This window comes from Vibrio splendidus (assembly GCF_024347615.1).
Taxonomy (GTDB): Bacteria; Pseudomonadota; Gammaproteobacteria; order Enterobacterales; family Vibrionaceae; genus Vibrio; species Vibrio splendidus.
The window spans coordinates 700,936-715,088 of record NZ_AP025509.1; the positions used below are offsets into that span (position 1 = coordinate 700,936).

13 protein-coding genes are annotated in these 14,153 nt (G+C 39.3%); 4 read left to right on the plus strand and 9 right to left on the minus strand.

The window, feature by feature from the left end; translation table 11 throughout:
* Window positions 1-42: 42 nt before the first annotated feature.
* Window positions 43-363 carry a hypothetical protein gene (locus OCU90_RS20475; RefSeq protein ID WP_240513414.1) on the minus strand — a complete coding sequence of 107 codons (321 nt, stop codon included), beginning with the start codon at window positions 361-363 and terminating at the stop codon, window positions 43-45.
* A 354-nt stretch (window positions 364-717) separates the two neighbouring features.
* Between OCU90_RS20475 and OCU90_RS20480 the strand changes: the two genes are divergently transcribed.
* The 3 genes from OCU90_RS20480 to OCU90_RS20490 all read left to right on the plus strand — a co-directional run bounded on the left by OCU90_RS20480 (window position 718) and on the right by OCU90_RS20490 (window position 4,438).
* Window positions 718-1,824, plus strand: coding sequence for an HlyD family secretion protein (locus OCU90_RS20480; protein WP_061025108.1), 1,107 nt, complete (start codon window positions 718-720; stop codon window positions 1,822-1,824).
* Window positions 1,814-2,809, plus strand: coding sequence for a DUF2955 domain-containing protein (locus tag OCU90_RS20485; protein ID WP_061025105.1), 996 nt, complete (start codon window positions 1,814-1,816; stop codon window positions 2,807-2,809). Before OCU90_RS20480 ends, OCU90_RS20485 begins: the two co-directional genes overlap by 11 nt.
* 426 nt (window positions 2,810-3,235) lie before the next feature.
* Window positions 3,236-4,438: an integrase arm-type DNA-binding domain-containing protein gene (locus OCU90_RS20490; protein ID WP_061025103.1), complete on the plus strand. Its 1,203-nt coding sequence runs from the start codon at window positions 3,236-3,238 to the stop codon at window positions 4,436-4,438.
* 208 nt (window positions 4,439-4,646) lie between these two features.
* On the opposite strand, the gene OCU90_RS20495 is transcribed toward OCU90_RS20490, so the two are convergent.
* The 3 genes from OCU90_RS20495 to OCU90_RS20505 are packed head-to-tail and all read right to left on the minus strand — an operon-like array spanning window position 4,647 to window position 7,027.
* On the minus strand, window positions 4,647-4,979 hold the full coding sequence (locus OCU90_RS20495) for a hypothetical protein (protein WP_061025102.1): 333 nt from the start codon (window positions 4,977-4,979) through the stop codon (window positions 4,647-4,649).
* A gap of 3 nt (window positions 4,980-4,982) precedes the next feature.
* Window positions 4,983-5,921, minus strand: a complete 939-nt coding sequence (locus OCU90_RS20500) for a hypothetical protein (protein ID WP_061025100.1) — start codon at window positions 5,919-5,921, stop codon at window positions 4,983-4,985.
* Window positions 5,922-5,956: 35 nt separating this feature from the next.
* Window positions 5,957-7,027: a DUF6765 family protein gene (locus OCU90_RS20505; protein WP_061025185.1), complete on the minus strand. Its 1,071-nt coding sequence runs from the start codon at window positions 7,025-7,027 to the stop codon at window positions 5,957-5,959.
* 671 nt (window positions 7,028-7,698) lie between these two features.
* Here OCU90_RS20505 and OCU90_RS20510 point away from each other — a divergent pair.
* Entirely contained in the window at window positions 7,699-8,355 is a 657-nt protein-coding gene (locus OCU90_RS20510) for a hypothetical protein (protein WP_061025098.1), read from the plus strand.
* Between the two features lie 351 nt (window positions 8,356-8,706).
* Here the strand turns inward: OCU90_RS20510 and OCU90_RS20515 are convergent, their stop codons facing one another.
* The 5 genes from OCU90_RS20515 to OCU90_RS20535 form a co-directional block, all read right to left on the minus strand.
* The gene (locus tag OCU90_RS20515; protein ID WP_061025096.1) at window positions 8,707-9,351 is read right to left on the minus strand and encodes a hypothetical protein; all 645 of its coding nucleotides are present in this window, start codon (window positions 9,349-9,351) and stop codon (window positions 8,707-8,709) included.
* Between the two features lie 209 nt (window positions 9,352-9,560).
* The gene (locus tag OCU90_RS20520; RefSeq protein WP_206207887.1) at window positions 9,561-10,544 is read right to left on the minus strand and encodes a hypothetical protein; all 984 of its coding nucleotides are present in this window, start codon (window positions 10,542-10,544) and stop codon (window positions 9,561-9,563) included.
* Between the two features lie 398 nt (window positions 10,545-10,942).
* Complete coding sequence (locus OCU90_RS20525) at window positions 10,943-11,716, minus strand: hypothetical protein (protein WP_061025094.1); 774 nt, start codon at window positions 11,714-11,716, stop codon at window positions 10,943-10,945.
* Between the two features lie 303 nt (window positions 11,717-12,019).
* The gene (locus tag OCU90_RS20530) at window positions 12,020-12,742 is read right to left on the minus strand and encodes an SLATT domain-containing protein (RefSeq protein ID WP_143700569.1); all 723 of its coding nucleotides are present in this window, start codon (window positions 12,740-12,742) and stop codon (window positions 12,020-12,022) included.
* 13 nt (window positions 12,743-12,755) lie between these two features.
* Window positions 12,756-14,021 carry an SMODS domain-containing nucleotidyltransferase gene (locus OCU90_RS20535; RefSeq protein ID WP_061025092.1) on the minus strand — a complete coding sequence of 422 codons (1,266 nt, stop codon included), beginning with the start codon at window positions 14,019-14,021 and terminating at the stop codon, window positions 12,756-12,758.
* Window positions 14,022-14,153 lie beyond the last annotated feature (132 nt).

The following is a 14,153-nucleotide window of genomic DNA, read 5'->3' on the forward strand; positions in this document are numbered from 1 at the left end:
CCCTGACTTGGTAAATCAAATAAGGGGTTAAATTCATACTATTTAGTTGTATTGAATATAGAGCATCTTTCTAAGGCTATTGCATCGATTCTTATCTAAAGGGTCTCCTAAATAATCGCCATCTTCTGCAGCCCTTTTCATTAATAACGCTCGTGCACGTTCATCACTAGGTAGATCTCGGTACTTTTCGTAGGTCTTCATTTTGAGAATTTTATATTTCGAATTTTGGCTAGGGTCAGAAAAGTTATCGTAGCAGTAATTCATAGCACCTGAGTTTGCGCCAATCTTACTGGCATCTGTGATTGCATACGCGTTGGCAGTCAACACAATCATAGATAATGCGAGAGTCTTTATCAGTTTCATATCCAGTCCCTTTAACGTTAGTCTTGTTTCAATTGCAGTTCTCGAACCTCTTAATTGGCTGCAATTGATGTTCAAAATCCATGTTAATCATTCATCTAACGTCATGCTTGCCATTTGGTGACACATCAAAAATAACCAATTTAATTAATACCGATTTGACTCTGCCTAGCATAGGCTTCAATTTCATCACGCAAATAAAAAATTAAATGTCACGACATGGCCATTAAATCAAGATATTTGATCTTATTTTCATCTTAAAAATAGTTCACTCTCTCATTAATAACGTGATGGTTCATTGATGGGAGTAGAACACCTAACTCCCTACATATCAGAATCTTAAATTGAGAGCCTCACATGTCAGAAATAAAAAATATCGACACTGAAACGCAAAAAAAGAAACCAATCAATAAAGTAAAAACAGCGACAAACAGTCTGTTGGCATTCACCATACTTTCTATTGGCATCGCTGTAGTTTCAGACAGGATTATTCCAACTACCGACAACGTTAGAGTTGAAGGCAACGTCATTTCCTTAAAACCACAAGTATCAGGTTTAATAGAACAAATTAATATTACAGCAAACACTAAAGTAGAGAAAAATGACGTGTTGCTCAAAATTGCCTCTACCGACTATGAGATAGCCGTTAAACAAGCAGAAGCAAAATTGAAGATAGCCGGGCAGCAAGTTGGGGCGCAAATGGCCAGTATTATTTCCGCTCAAGCACAACTCACAACATCGTTAGTTGCACAACAAAATGCTCGGCGTCAGGGTCAACGAGTATTAGCGATGGCAGACAAAGGGGTTGTATCAAAGTCTGATGCAGATACAACACGTGCCACTATTGATAAAGCTAATGCTGAGGTCATGAACGCTCGCGCTAATCTAACAAAAGCCAAAGCTCAAGTGGGTCCTAACGGAGAGGAAAATGCACAAATACAATCAGCACTACTTGAATTACAAAAAGCCCAATTGGACTTATCGCGCACAACCCTATCTGCGCCTTCAGTTGGTGCGGTAACCAACTTGGGTTTATCAGAAGGCTCTTACGCTTCTTCAGGCTCTCCATTGGTCACCTTCGTAGAAAGCGACAAATTATGGCTTGAAGCTTATTTTAGAGAAAATAGTCTCGGTAATATAAAACCAGGCGATGATGTTGAAATCGCATTAGATCTTGCTCCAGGCACTACGTTCAAAGGCACAGTTTCTTCAATCGACCTGGGAGTCACATGGGGTAAAAACGAACAACTTGGCGACCTTGCGAGTGTACAAAACCAAAATGGATGGTTAAGAGACACACAACGTATTCCAGTTACGATCAAAATAAACGAACCATCAGCGATCCAATCAATGCGAATTGGAGGCCAAGCAGATGTCATCGTTTATACTGGCGAAAACACTCTATTTAATCTACTTGGAAAATTCTGGATTAACGTAGTGAGCTTGTTCTCTTATGTTCGATAAAATAGATCAAGCACAAGAGCGTAGGATTTTTCGCTACGTCACGACAGTCGGCTTGGCAACATTCCTTGCACTATGGTTTAACTGGCCATTAGCTTTTTGTACGCCACTTCTGACCGCAAAATTTATCACTGATAAACCTCAATTTCATATTCTCCATGTCAAACAGTTGGCCTATGCGCTTCTATCCACCGCTGTAATTGGATTCGCAGTATCAACGGGGCTCCCTGAGTATAAAATTGCCTTTCTTTCTATACTCACACTCGGGATGCTTTGGGCATACTATTTATTTACCGACCCTAAATGGGTCATGTTCGCAACATTCTTAATGATCGAACTGATATTACTTCCATCTATAACGATAATCGATCAAGCATCCGCGCTGACTGTAGGAATCGGTTTTGCGTTTTCAGGCACTTTGGCCGTAGCTTTGTATGCCCTTTCACACGTTTATTTTCCCGAAGAAGAGAAGACGGACTTTGTTGGCTTTCCCGCATCTCCACTTACCAAAGAAATGCGATGGACAGCCGCTATACGCGCATGGGTGATTTCATTTCCCCTCGTATGCTTTTACTTCTATTTTCAACTTTCTCAGATACTGCTTACCGTTGCATTTGTAATGTTATTATCGTTAATGGCGAGCAGTGAAACGTCCGGTAAGACCGCGTTATTTTTCACAGTAAGTAACATCCTCGCAGGTCTAATTACATTCGTCACTTTTCTCATCATATCTTTAACACCTAATATGTATGTATATATGATGGTTGTACTCAGTGTCATTACGCTTTTCGGAATAAAGATTTATACCGTTCCACAAAAGGCGCCTATATATATTACGGCTTTTACGGGGTTCAATGTACTTATGGGGACATCAATGAGCAGCGGCGCATTGGATGACAAATTTTACGTACGTATTTTCCAACTATTTTTAGTCCTGCTATACATGGTATTTATGACCTACTTCATAGAGTCTAATGCAAGGAAGTAACCCGTCAAAAAGCAACTTTCAGTCATTTGTACAATCTCACCCATTGTTACTAGGTGTTGTTAATGGCAGGGAAACTCCTGCCATATCTAGTCATGCGACATCCATAAATCCTAGGTAACACTGTAAAGACATGGCTTCAGGTACAACATAGCGCTTTACACGCCCTAGCGAACCCTTACAATGTGCAGCAAATATATTTATCAAGGTTTATCTCTATGTCTATTCAATGGTTTCCGGGACTACTGAATTAAACAATCACCCCAATCCACCAAGACCAACCATTCCATTTAAAACAATAGCTTATATAAATAATTCAATTCACACCCTCTCATACCAACTCATCACTCCTCATGTTTTTTGTACCCCATTATGTACCCCAAGCAATAAACTAGTGTAGAATATGTAACAACTTATTGGGGAGTTCATATGCCAAAGAAAACCACTAGTTTGTCTGACAAACAAATCAAAGCAGCCGAGATCAAAACGAAGGAATATATTCTGTCTGACGGAAATGGGCTTAACCTCCGCATTAGACCGAATGGCACCAAATCATGGCAGTATCGATACACCAATCGTGTAACTGGCAAAGTTAAGAAGCTCTCGCTAGGTTCATACCCGACGTTAAAGCTTGCTGACGCAAGGAAGATTGCTCAAGATCACCGAAATCAACTTGCCAATGGAGTTGACCCTCGAGAGCACATTGAGCAACTAAAGCAGGATACCCTTCGTAGTGAATCTAATACTTTCATTTACGTTGCCGAGCAATGGTTCAAAAGAAAGAAAAAAACAATTAGCAAGGATCATGCTGAACGTGTATGGCGAACTCTACAAATATACATATTCCCCAAATTTCAAAATGTTCCCATAGAGTCGATTACGCGTAGAGATGCCATTCAAATCCTACGTCCTCTCGAAGAAGCCCAGAAACTTTCTACGATTAAACGAATCTGTCAGTCACTGAATCAGATTATGGAATATGGCGTTGATAGTGATGCAATTGATGTCAACCCATTGACTAGAATGATCAACGCGTTTGAGCATCATAATGTTAAACATATGCCAACAATCCGCCCAGAAATACTTCGAGATTTCCTTTACAAGCTTCATGAAAACAACACGCTACAAGATAAAACCAAATACGTCATTCTTTGGCAACTTCACACAATGTTAAGGCCTAAAGAGGCTGCTAGAACTCGCTGGAGCTACATTGATATTCACAAAAGATGTTTGACAATGCCGCCTGAAGAAATGAAAGGCCAAAGAGCACATAAAGTTCCTTTGACTGATGAGATGATAGAGATACTAAACAAAATACGCCCTCTAAGTGAAGGTAAAGAGTTTGTCTTCCCTGGTGAGCGCAACTCTAATACTCACATAGGCGAATCCACAGCTAACGCTGCAATAAAACGCAGTCTTGGTTATAAAGGTGAGCTTGTGGCACATGGCTTACGGTCTATTGCGTCTACAGCCCTACACGAACAGGAGTATGATTCACTGCATATTGAAGCCTGTTTGTCGCACGCTGATAGAAATACAACTAGGGCAAGCTATAATCGAACCGATTTTTTCGAGCAAAGAAAAGACATCATGGCTTGGTGGAGTGAGTTTATTAAATCGTCATCTTCATAGTATGAGTTCATTCTTAAACCCACAAGTTTAGGTTTATGAGGTACAGTTTGATTGCTTCTTCAGTGTTGGTATGTAGGGTGTCAACAGAGGCGATGTAGCCCCCTTCAGTTACGACATATAAATGTCTACATAGCCCACTATGGCTAACTCATCAAATCGTCATTTCGTCCGAAAGGACGGTGTGTGAGATGTAAATTACCCAAGGCACTTATAAAAATTTAGCTAACTGTGATAATAGCTTATCGATAGCATTAGCTACCTGAGCTAGTATTTTGACCTTATCTTCTGCTTTCTTTAAAGCTACTTTAGCTCCTTTAGCTTGATTAATAAGCTCCTTAACACTTCCTTGTCCTTTAGCTAGTGTGACCGAATTCTTTTTTAGTATGGCCGCATTGTAAGCATAAATTTGATCACCCAGCTGTTCGCATTGTAGTAACAACGGTTCATCTTCTGGATCTAACATGACAGAGTCAAGGTAGCTTTGAAGTTCGTCGTACATACTTTTCAATTCATCGTAAGCAATCTTGTGGCTATGAGCCATTTGTTAGTCCTCTAGGCTATCGCGAAACTCTTTGATCGCATCGATCTGAGTCTTCGTTGATTTGAGCGCTTTCTTGGCGGCGTCTTTTGTTAAATCGTCATCATTTTTTAAGGATATGATTATCGATTGGTTCAACTCTTGAAGATTAACTAGAGCACTTGCAAGTTTTGTAAACTTCACATCTAGCTCGTTGATGCGGACTCGGATCTTATAAGCTTTCTTGTAAGCATCAGCTCGTTCTTCAAGTGAATGATAGAACGTCACACAACGCTTGCTATCACTGGTCTCACAGCGATTAGGGTTATTAAGTAAATACAAACGAATACGTAATTCTTTTTCCAAAGAAACCCTTGTCGCTTCCTGCCAGGAATCCAACTCACCTTCTAATGATTTAAGTGCGCTTTGAACTATGCTTTCCGAATCAATGACTATTTCCTTTAAAAGGTCATAACGCATTTTCTCCGTATAAGCTCTCGCTATTGCATTCACGCTAGTTGAAAGTAACTCAACATCCTTTACATCAATCTCTCCCATTTGGGGCATCTGGGATAAAGATACCAGCGATGAATTGAGTTTCTCCGAGTATTTATCTAGGTCTTCGCTTCTATCGTCTGTCGCAAGAAGATAAATACTTTGGGAAAATGTGTTCAAGTTCTTTAGTAAGGTCTCTTGGCCTTGATTGTCGATGGTAGAAATATCTAGATCAGCCCCAGTAGCCCCGTCCCTTGTTGCTTTCATAAGTTCGGCGTTAATACGCACTTCATCTGTATATTCATATACAGCAATTAGCTCATTTTGAACCTCTGTAGATTGCTTGGCGTATTCTCCTACCATTGAAATCGACTCATTAGATGCACAGCCACTAAGGCCTATCACTACCAACGAAGCCGTCGCAATAAGCTTTAACCTTGGAGCAATGGATACTTCAAACCACTCAGTCATGGATTTACCCTTTTTACTATTGAGGAGTGGATGCACTAAGCGATACAAATTCCGTACTTAGGCAGTACATCTCTGATCACTTCTATCCGATAGGTTTTGAGCGCGTCATGGAAGAGTTTCCAGTCAGAATTTAGAAAGGATAGCGAGTATCGATAGACCAGTTGACCATCTTGCGTAAAACCTTGCCCCCTCGCCCGTTGTTTCCAACTGTTATCTCCATTCTTGTCAAATGACAAATCGACCGCAGTAAAGCCAAACCTTCCATCTCGCAACCACTTAAGCCACTCGGCATGGCGAATTTCCCCATCTTCATCATCTATGGTTGTTAGAGCATGTTCTATTAAAGTTCGCTGTTGCGAGCTCAAACCTGGTTGATTATCAATATCGACCTCAACGTCACCTTGTTTCCAACATTGCAGTGCTTTGCACATCGCATCCGCAGCTTGTAGAAATATAGAGGTATTGTCTCTTACAACGCTTTCTCCCTCACCATTTCGATAAGTCCAAGAAGCATAAGGTCTATCAGGAAAAGATAGGGCCGCACCATGCCCAAGAGGAGAAGAAGCGGATACCCCACAGCTCAACAAGTCATCTTTAATTCGTTGTAACAAAGAGCTCGCGCTCGATTCGAGACTATCTACTTTATTGTAATCGTGGATCACCCCTGCAAAACCTTGATGAGCAAAAGTATCCGCATAAACATGCATTGCAATCCCCATAAGGTGAGCACCGTAAGGCTTGTTCCAATGTGTAGCTACCATTCTCAGCATATCTCTTGCAACAGCGCTGTCTGGTTTACAAACTAAACGATGTATGAACCGTCCGTCAGGTTCAACATTTGAAGGGTAGCCTTGATTGCCAGGAAGAAAGTGGAATGGAATCCATACCTGATGATTTGCAAGCTCTTGCGTATTTCGATAGTCGAGCATTTTGTGAGCGGACACAATGCGGTCATACATCGCACCATTATCAAAATGGATTGGTTTATCATTTGTTGCCTCATCTACATATTGTGCGGAATACGCAACTTTTTCAGCGTCATAATGCTCAATACCCGCATATCGAGCGATAACGTAAGTGAGTGTATGATGTCCATCTATTTGCATTCGAGCCTCCGCAGGCATGATTATCAACATTGAGCACGCAGCAACAAATGAGGTGACTACCCCGAATAGCTAAACAGCATAAATTTCGGCTGGCTTGCACTTCTTGAATGAACTATTTATATCACCGCATATAGAATATGAAACGTTGACAATATAACAGACAGTAAAGCTGAACTCATATGAATTACGGATACGTAAAAGGCATGGGTCACAAATATTTATACAAATTAGTTAAATACTTGATCTAAGTAGGATATCGCTGGAAAGAATACGCCAATCCCTCCAGAACCTAGCCGTAATAAAGATATGTTTAATAGACTACGTTCTGGAGTATCTGAAGTGCGGCTATTAGCTATCAAGAACAACGCAGGAGTCCTTCGCTACCTTACACACACCTTCAGCTATATCTAGCCCTTGGACAAAGCCTGTCACCGTGTTCTTTCAGCTCAAACTGACTCACGCAGACGTTGTTAGGAAGTAATCAGCACTCCATACAACTATATTGTATTTTGTGCTACATCCCTGAGAGCCTAAAGTTGTGATTATTCCTACTTCGTTCACAACTTTGTATTTGCCTGATGCTATAAGCTTGAAAATCACAACGCTAACCTAAACATATCGAGGTATGCAACTCTTGCTGCATATCGAATAGAAAAACAATAGGAGGGAGTGTGAAGATAGATAAACAATTAATACGTTACATCGATCAGCTTGTCGGTGCTCGTGAACTTGAAATGACTTTGTTTCCTGAAAAGTTTGAAGATACAGGTATCGATCTAAATACTTTCCGTAAGTTCTACGGACAAACTGTGACTTCATTCGATCGCAAGGAACTGACTGCATACCACAACCTATTTGTTAACTACTGCGCTAAAATTATGGATTACAGGCTTTTTAATGGGCAATCTTCTGCCCATAATTGCCATGAGTCATGTGAAACAATTATGCGAGCTATTCACCAAGAAGATAGCCTTAAGCTTCGTGAGGCTCTGTTTGATTTAAAGCCACAGGTAACAATTGGGGATGTATTGATTGAGGGACAACCACAATATAAGGTTACAAAAAAATCAATCAAAGACATAATTGCAGAAGGCTTTAATCCCAGCAAGACCCTCAATGTTCATGTATGGATAACATTATTTGATGGTACTGTTTTTGACCCAACAATCGCTGCGACGTTGGTAGCAAAAAAAATGCTACCGCCTCAAGAAATGAATAGTATGCATATACAACCTTTTGGCATGGTTAATGATATAAACATCACCTACAGGCCTTTGCTTATTGATGACGAATTCTATTCCAGAGTAGATCGTGATAGAACTATTTAGTGATTTGAAGTTATTTTATGAGGCACCGAACATGTACATCAATGCAGGTGGAAAGTTCAGGCGTAGCGCTAAAAATTGAGACTTTCCTGTCAAGTTTTTTACGACTAACCGTAAGAGAATTTATGGTAGTTTCAGTGGCACGTACTACCATTGAGTCATTAAGTTAAGACACTTTGGAGAAGCCCTGAGCTTGCTGGTACTTTCAAGAGAAATATGCCACGAGTAAAAATTCAGGTCTATGGAACCTCTGGACAAAAGTGAGCTAATGCATTTATACAGTTTTAGTTTGATTGGATTAGTTTTGGTAAGGTGAAAAGCCCCGCCTCCTCAAACCTCCATTTTACTACCAAATCAAAGCGAGCAATTAGATTGATACTCATCAAAAGCCTCTCTTAGCTCTTTTACATCAATAGCGTATGCGAGATCTTTAGTATCGTAACTCAACGTTTCGTCTATTTTGTCAGGTATGGTCTTATAGTTTTTATATGTCATGTCAATGCTTACTGAATCAACGTTTGAGAACATGTCTATTATCTTGCCGTAGTGATAGACATCTTTCTTAGAGAAGAAAAAACTATTGTTTCCATGATGCCCTGCGTCAGTGATGTAATACGTCTCGTATCCCGAAGCACTGAGCGCAACAACTTCGATATCGGAAGTATACGGCATATCAATAGGTGTGGGAAAGTATGCGACTGCAAAGAATAACTCATCTTCTGTGCACTCTCTCATTTCTATTTGAGCACACAGGTTTTTTACTGATCTCATATCAATGCAGCCTAGACTAAAGAAACCATCTTTTTTGTAAAAAGTTGAAACATCCCAACTAATTACGCCTTTCTTATCCTCGACTTTGTACTTTAACTCATTAATACCGCTCATTTCTGTCGCAAAACAGAAAGACGGAAAAAGAAGCAGTAGAGTTTTTTTCATTGGATCACCTAACAAGTGAGTAAAAAGCCACGAGATAGCAGAATATTTTTTGATTTTATCCATCAATCATACTTTATTTCCCGATCTGGAAACATCAAAAGAACCAATGGTTTTATCAAGTGAATTTCAAGTTACTCAAAATAAGGAAAACTTACTTCCGCGTGCCACTGGGTGTCTGTAGTTAAAACACACATTGGGCAGCTCCTGAACCAGCGGTGATAACAAACTCAAGCCTGAACATAGTTATGCTATAGGTAATCTAAGGCATCAAACTAATATACATGGATGTAAAGGTCTGACCCATTTGCCCCGTCAGTATGCTCAAGGGTTAGGCCAAATACTTTGAAAATAGAGTATATGGCTGCTGAAACATCACTAAAATCTTCATAATCATCTAGTTTATCGTTCTCATACCTTTCCGTTAGGCTTTCGAGAGCATTGCTCAAATCAGCTAATGAATGTTTTAGTTTTGAGTTAGAAATCGTGTTTGCTAGATTTGGGAGATACTCTTGAAGATTAATGTTGATTGCATGAACGTAACCAATAGCATATGCGTAGGAATTGACTATGAGCTTTACTCTCTTTTTTACTTCGAAGAACATTGCATCCAGTGAGATTTTCCTATTCATATAGTTCCAAACGAAGCTATCAATTTCGCTAGGGACTTCATTGAGCACCGTTTGAAAGTTCTCAAGAAAGCAATCTATAGTTTCTTTAGGTGCTGTTGGTGAAGACATAAAATTGGCGAGGTATTCAGACCAAGATCTTGTCGCTGAAAGGAGAAGCGCTTCATCATAGGCATTGACACGTAAGCTTTGATCTAGACAGGTCAGCGTGTTTTTTTCGTGGACGTGCACTAGCTCGTGGTGGAGGCGATGTAATACAGGCGGCAACCTATCCTTATCAACAGCAACGGTTCCATCTTCATTAAACCACTCCACAAAAAAGTTTACCGACAAAACAAGCGTATATTCAATGCACAATCCATCAGAGCCCATTTTAGAAACCAGTTGTCCGATAGCCGTGCTCTGCTTGCTATTGGTGAATGAACTTGGCGATCTATGGTTGTACTCAGAGGTTACTTTTTGTAGAGCTGACGCAAAGTCATAGGTAATTACGACTTTTTTTAACTTAGATATGTCAAGTTCGTGATGTTCAGCTAGAACTTTCGCAGCTAGTAATGTGTTGTTTCCTAAGCAATTTGCATCTTCTTCAGTAGCAAAGCCTTCTAAGGCGATATTTAAGTCTGGTTCCAAAGTACCAATCTCCATAAAAAAACTGATCGCATATTCATCTAACAGAACCTCGGAAAAGATGCCCTCGTGTAAGGGCTTGAAAAGAGGTTGACTCCTAACCATTGCAAAGCTGAAGCATCACTATAAAAAGGACAGAGCTTTGTTAGCCTCCCGCCTACCTCGGCGTGCCCCCGATAGGTTAATAATATTAGTAAACTAAACACATAATGAAGCATTAGTGAAATTTGGTCAAATGACAAATATTAAAGCGGCTAAGAGCAATGGCAGTAAATGATAAAGGGGCACTTCTACGTTACAAAGTGCCAACTGTGAAGATTCTGGACAGAAACCATTTAGAACAAACGCTCCATTTGGTTTCTGTCTGATTAAGAAAAATATGTTGAAGGCTTAGAAGTTTGTTATGTTTGATTTAAGTTAGCTGATTTTCTTGAACCAGATTGAGTATTTCGTATCATTTCTATAGAGCCTAGATCGTCGTCAAAAAAATTCGAAGGCATAACTATAGTTTTACTCATATCTTCAGGTGTTCCGCCAACACGTAATGCTACATGAAATTGCATATTTGGGACGTAAAATGTGTAATGCTTCCAGTCGTCTAGGGCATCAAAAACGGTTGCTGTTGAGACCAGATTGAAGCTAGGTTGTGAGTTATGCAGCCTCACGTGGAGCATAAACGAACAAGTCGATCCATTTAATAGATAGTTTTGGAGAAGGCGCTTTTCACTTTCAGGTATTGTGTAAGAATTGTTGAGCAACTCCCTATAAATATATGAAATAGCAAAATATTCCAATATGTGAATTTTATCGTAAATAGGATTTGACTTTAGCAAAGCATCAATCGACTTTTGATCATAGCCTTTTTGTTCAAGTTTATTTATTTCTGAATCATCCAGAACTGCATATGAAAACACTGCCTTTTCACTCTCACTGCTTTCATTAATCTGCTTAAATATTTCCGAAAACGCTAGTTCATTTTTGCTGAGTAACTGTTCACATTCAAAACAGAACAATTCTTTCTTTAGCTGCCTGTTTGACTTTTGCCAAAGGTTTAAGTACGAATGATATTGAGTTAGATAGCCATCAGTAACATTGAGCATGTATCTGTATAAAAATCGTGGGATAACGTGGCTGCTCTTCAGTTCTTTCTCTCTCTCGCAGAGCTTACAAATCATTGCTATTTCCTTTCAAACATAACGTCTAATTCAATGGTGCATAAACATTGCTGTTACAAAAACCATACGACTCTGTATAACTCAATGCTCAACTAGACTAATATTCTGCCATTAGGAAAACTAGGTCAAGGACTGACGAGCGAAAGTGATCAGGAATCTGTGGCTAAACAATTTTGGGGCATTTTCGAGCTAGAAAATGCCGTGTGTTAAAATTCAGGTTGTGAAGGTTTTGGACAGAACCTTCTTACGATTTCTAAACGATGGACATATTTTAAGATAACTTAGCTAAGGTAAACCAATCAATTAATTACCAGATGGTTGGGCAGCTTGCTGAACAGTGACCTCTTCATTATTTAAAGGTAATCCAGATGTATTATCTTCCTCTTGTATAAGAGCCTGTTCCTTCCAACATCCATCGACACAAGGCTCTTCTATCCAATCCCACGTTTTACTGAAAAAGCAGAACGGATTTATATAAATGAACATAGCTATTATGGCAGCTAAAATTGTTGATCTTAGGCTGAGTGGTATCTTATCTTTCCAAGTAAGCCCCAACTCAATACAGAACCACTTGTTATTGTGCTCAGAAAAGAGCTTGTAATGGGCATACCAGGAAGCAAGAAAAACGGGGGAAGGTTGATAAACCTCTTTGTGCTCGGTCTGGAGTTTTCGCAGCTCTACTCGGCCTGAAGCTTCTGATTCTGAAGGATCTATTTCTGAATGGAGCAATTCAAGTTTTTTACTGATATCCGTAAGCTCATCACCAGCTGTACAATATTTATCCTTTTGCATTTCTCGTGGTTTAAGCATTAGCCCAACCAAACCTGCTATCAATAGGAATGAAGCAAGTGACTTATTGTTAAAAGTCTCAAATGAAAGCCCAAGGATACCTAGAGATAATGATAGCAAGCTGATGATACTAGGTAACTTCTCACAAATATCCAAAGATGCAAGGTTCAGTTTAGACCCATAAATTACATTATAATATTCTCTAGCTATTTGTTTTTTTGTTGTTTGCTCTGACATTTAAGCATTACTCCTAAGCAATAGGAACCTCTATTCTATCTCTAGCAACCACTACGTTATTTTGTAGTGCGTAGCACTCAACTACGTGATCACCATAAAAATCTGCTGTCTCAGTTTTAGTTCTCGTACCATCATCGTTGACAATTTGACCGCGAATATTACTACGTTTATAAGCGATATCACCTTGGTTAAGAACTTTCCATTTAAGTTCGAAATCACCAATTATATCTATGTTCATCGCTGTAAACTTCAACTTCCTTTCTGGCAAAATCCGTTCATTAGAATCTAACATTCGTGACAGGAACCTAGTCACCACGTCTTTTTTGACTTCACAATCTAAAACAATATTATATTTCAAATCTTGTTCATATTTATGTTCAATAAACTCTTCTGTTGTTTCTGCTTTAGCTACAGCTGTATTGTTCGGGAACTTTCTGCCAAAAACGCTTTTATAGCTTCTATTACATTTATCATATTTCGCTTCAGCTCTCGCTGTTATGGCCTCATCACAATCCTCTCTTGCAGCCTTCGCATCACTCTGAAATTTCTTTTTGACCTTTACATGCGAGTTGCTTCCTGGAGCAAGGTAGTATTGTTTATCAGGTTCGTTTTCTAAAAACTCAAAAAAGTCTCTCACTAGCACGTCATATTTACCATAGCTAGCGTTGTCAAAATCTTCATTTTTATCGATAAAACGATAGCAAAGGGTATCAATCAGAAAGCCACTCATTTCGATATTATTCCTAGATTTCCACGCTCGTACCATCTTAGCTAGCCGTCTTAAGTTGCCATTCCTTTCCTCATTTTTTTCTTTGAACTCTTTTAACTCGGCTTTTGGATCACATACCAGCCAACTACCTCCATTATATGTATCTGGATAATAGTACTTACCATTTATAAGCTTGAAAACAGGAACAACTTCAATGACGTAATTACTGAAGCTTACGACGATAACATTGCGATCCTTCTTCGTTTCAGTTTGAGGATAAACTTTTTTGATCTGTTCTTTGCAAGCATCTAGTAAACCAGCTTGATCTTTCTTGTAGGTGTCCCAGAGACTAGGAGGCATGATGTAGAGCATATCTAAATCAGAGATACCATCTATTCCAGTGTATCTTCCGTAAGATCCAACTTGTAGAGTGTTCGCTGTTTTGTTTTCACTATCACGAAAATGCATATTTAGACGGCGGGTAATACTACCGTATCGCTTGCTAATTTGACCTGCGTTTTTAATCTGAAGGTTAGTTAAGAAAGATTTGAAATCACTTTGAACAGTCATGCAGCACTCCTGAGTTCTTTAGCCATATACTACATGGGGGTATTTGGATTAAAAACAACTGGTTGAATATAAACTTTAACTATTGCAACTCTGATGTTTGTCAATTTCAGAATCAAAAAGTAACAGAACCAA

Coding starts and splice junctions, on each gene's coding strand:
- OCU90_RS20475 (WP_240513414.1), bottom strand. CDS start 363: ATGAAACTGATAAAGACTCTCGCATTATCTATGATTGTGTTGACTGCC.
- OCU90_RS20480 (WP_061025108.1), top strand. CDS start 718: ATGTCAGAAATAAAAAATATCGACACTGAAACGCAAAAAAAGAAACCA.
- OCU90_RS20485 (WP_061025105.1), top strand. CDS start 1,814: ATGTTCGATAAAATAGATCAAGCACAAGAGCGTAGGATTTTTCGCTAC.
- OCU90_RS20490 (WP_061025103.1), top strand. CDS start 3,236: ATGCCAAAGAAAACCACTAGTTTGTCTGACAAACAAATCAAAGCAGCC.
- OCU90_RS20495 (WP_061025102.1), bottom strand. CDS start 4,979: ATGGCTCATAGCCACAAGATTGCTTACGATGAATTGAAAAGTATGTAC.
- OCU90_RS20500 (WP_061025100.1), bottom strand. CDS start 5,921: ATGACTGAGTGGTTTGAAGTATCCATTGCTCCAAGGTTAAAGCTTATT.
- OCU90_RS20505 (WP_061025185.1), bottom strand. CDS start 7,027: ATGCAAATAGATGGACATCATACACTCACTTACGTTATCGCTCGATAT.
- OCU90_RS20515 (WP_061025096.1), bottom strand. CDS start 9,351: ATGGATAAAATCAAAAAATATTCTGCTATCTCGTGGCTTTTTACTCAC.
- OCU90_RS20525 (WP_061025094.1), bottom strand. CDS start 11,716: ATGATTTGTAAGCTCTGCGAGAGAGAGAAAGAACTGAAGAGCAGCCAC.
- OCU90_RS20530 (WP_143700569.1), bottom strand. CDS start 12,742: ATGTCAGAGCAAACAACAAAAAAACAAATAGCTAGAGAATATTATAAT.
- OCU90_RS20535 (WP_061025092.1), bottom strand. CDS start 14,021: ATGACTGTTCAAAGTGATTTCAAATCTTTCTTAACTAACCTTCAGATT.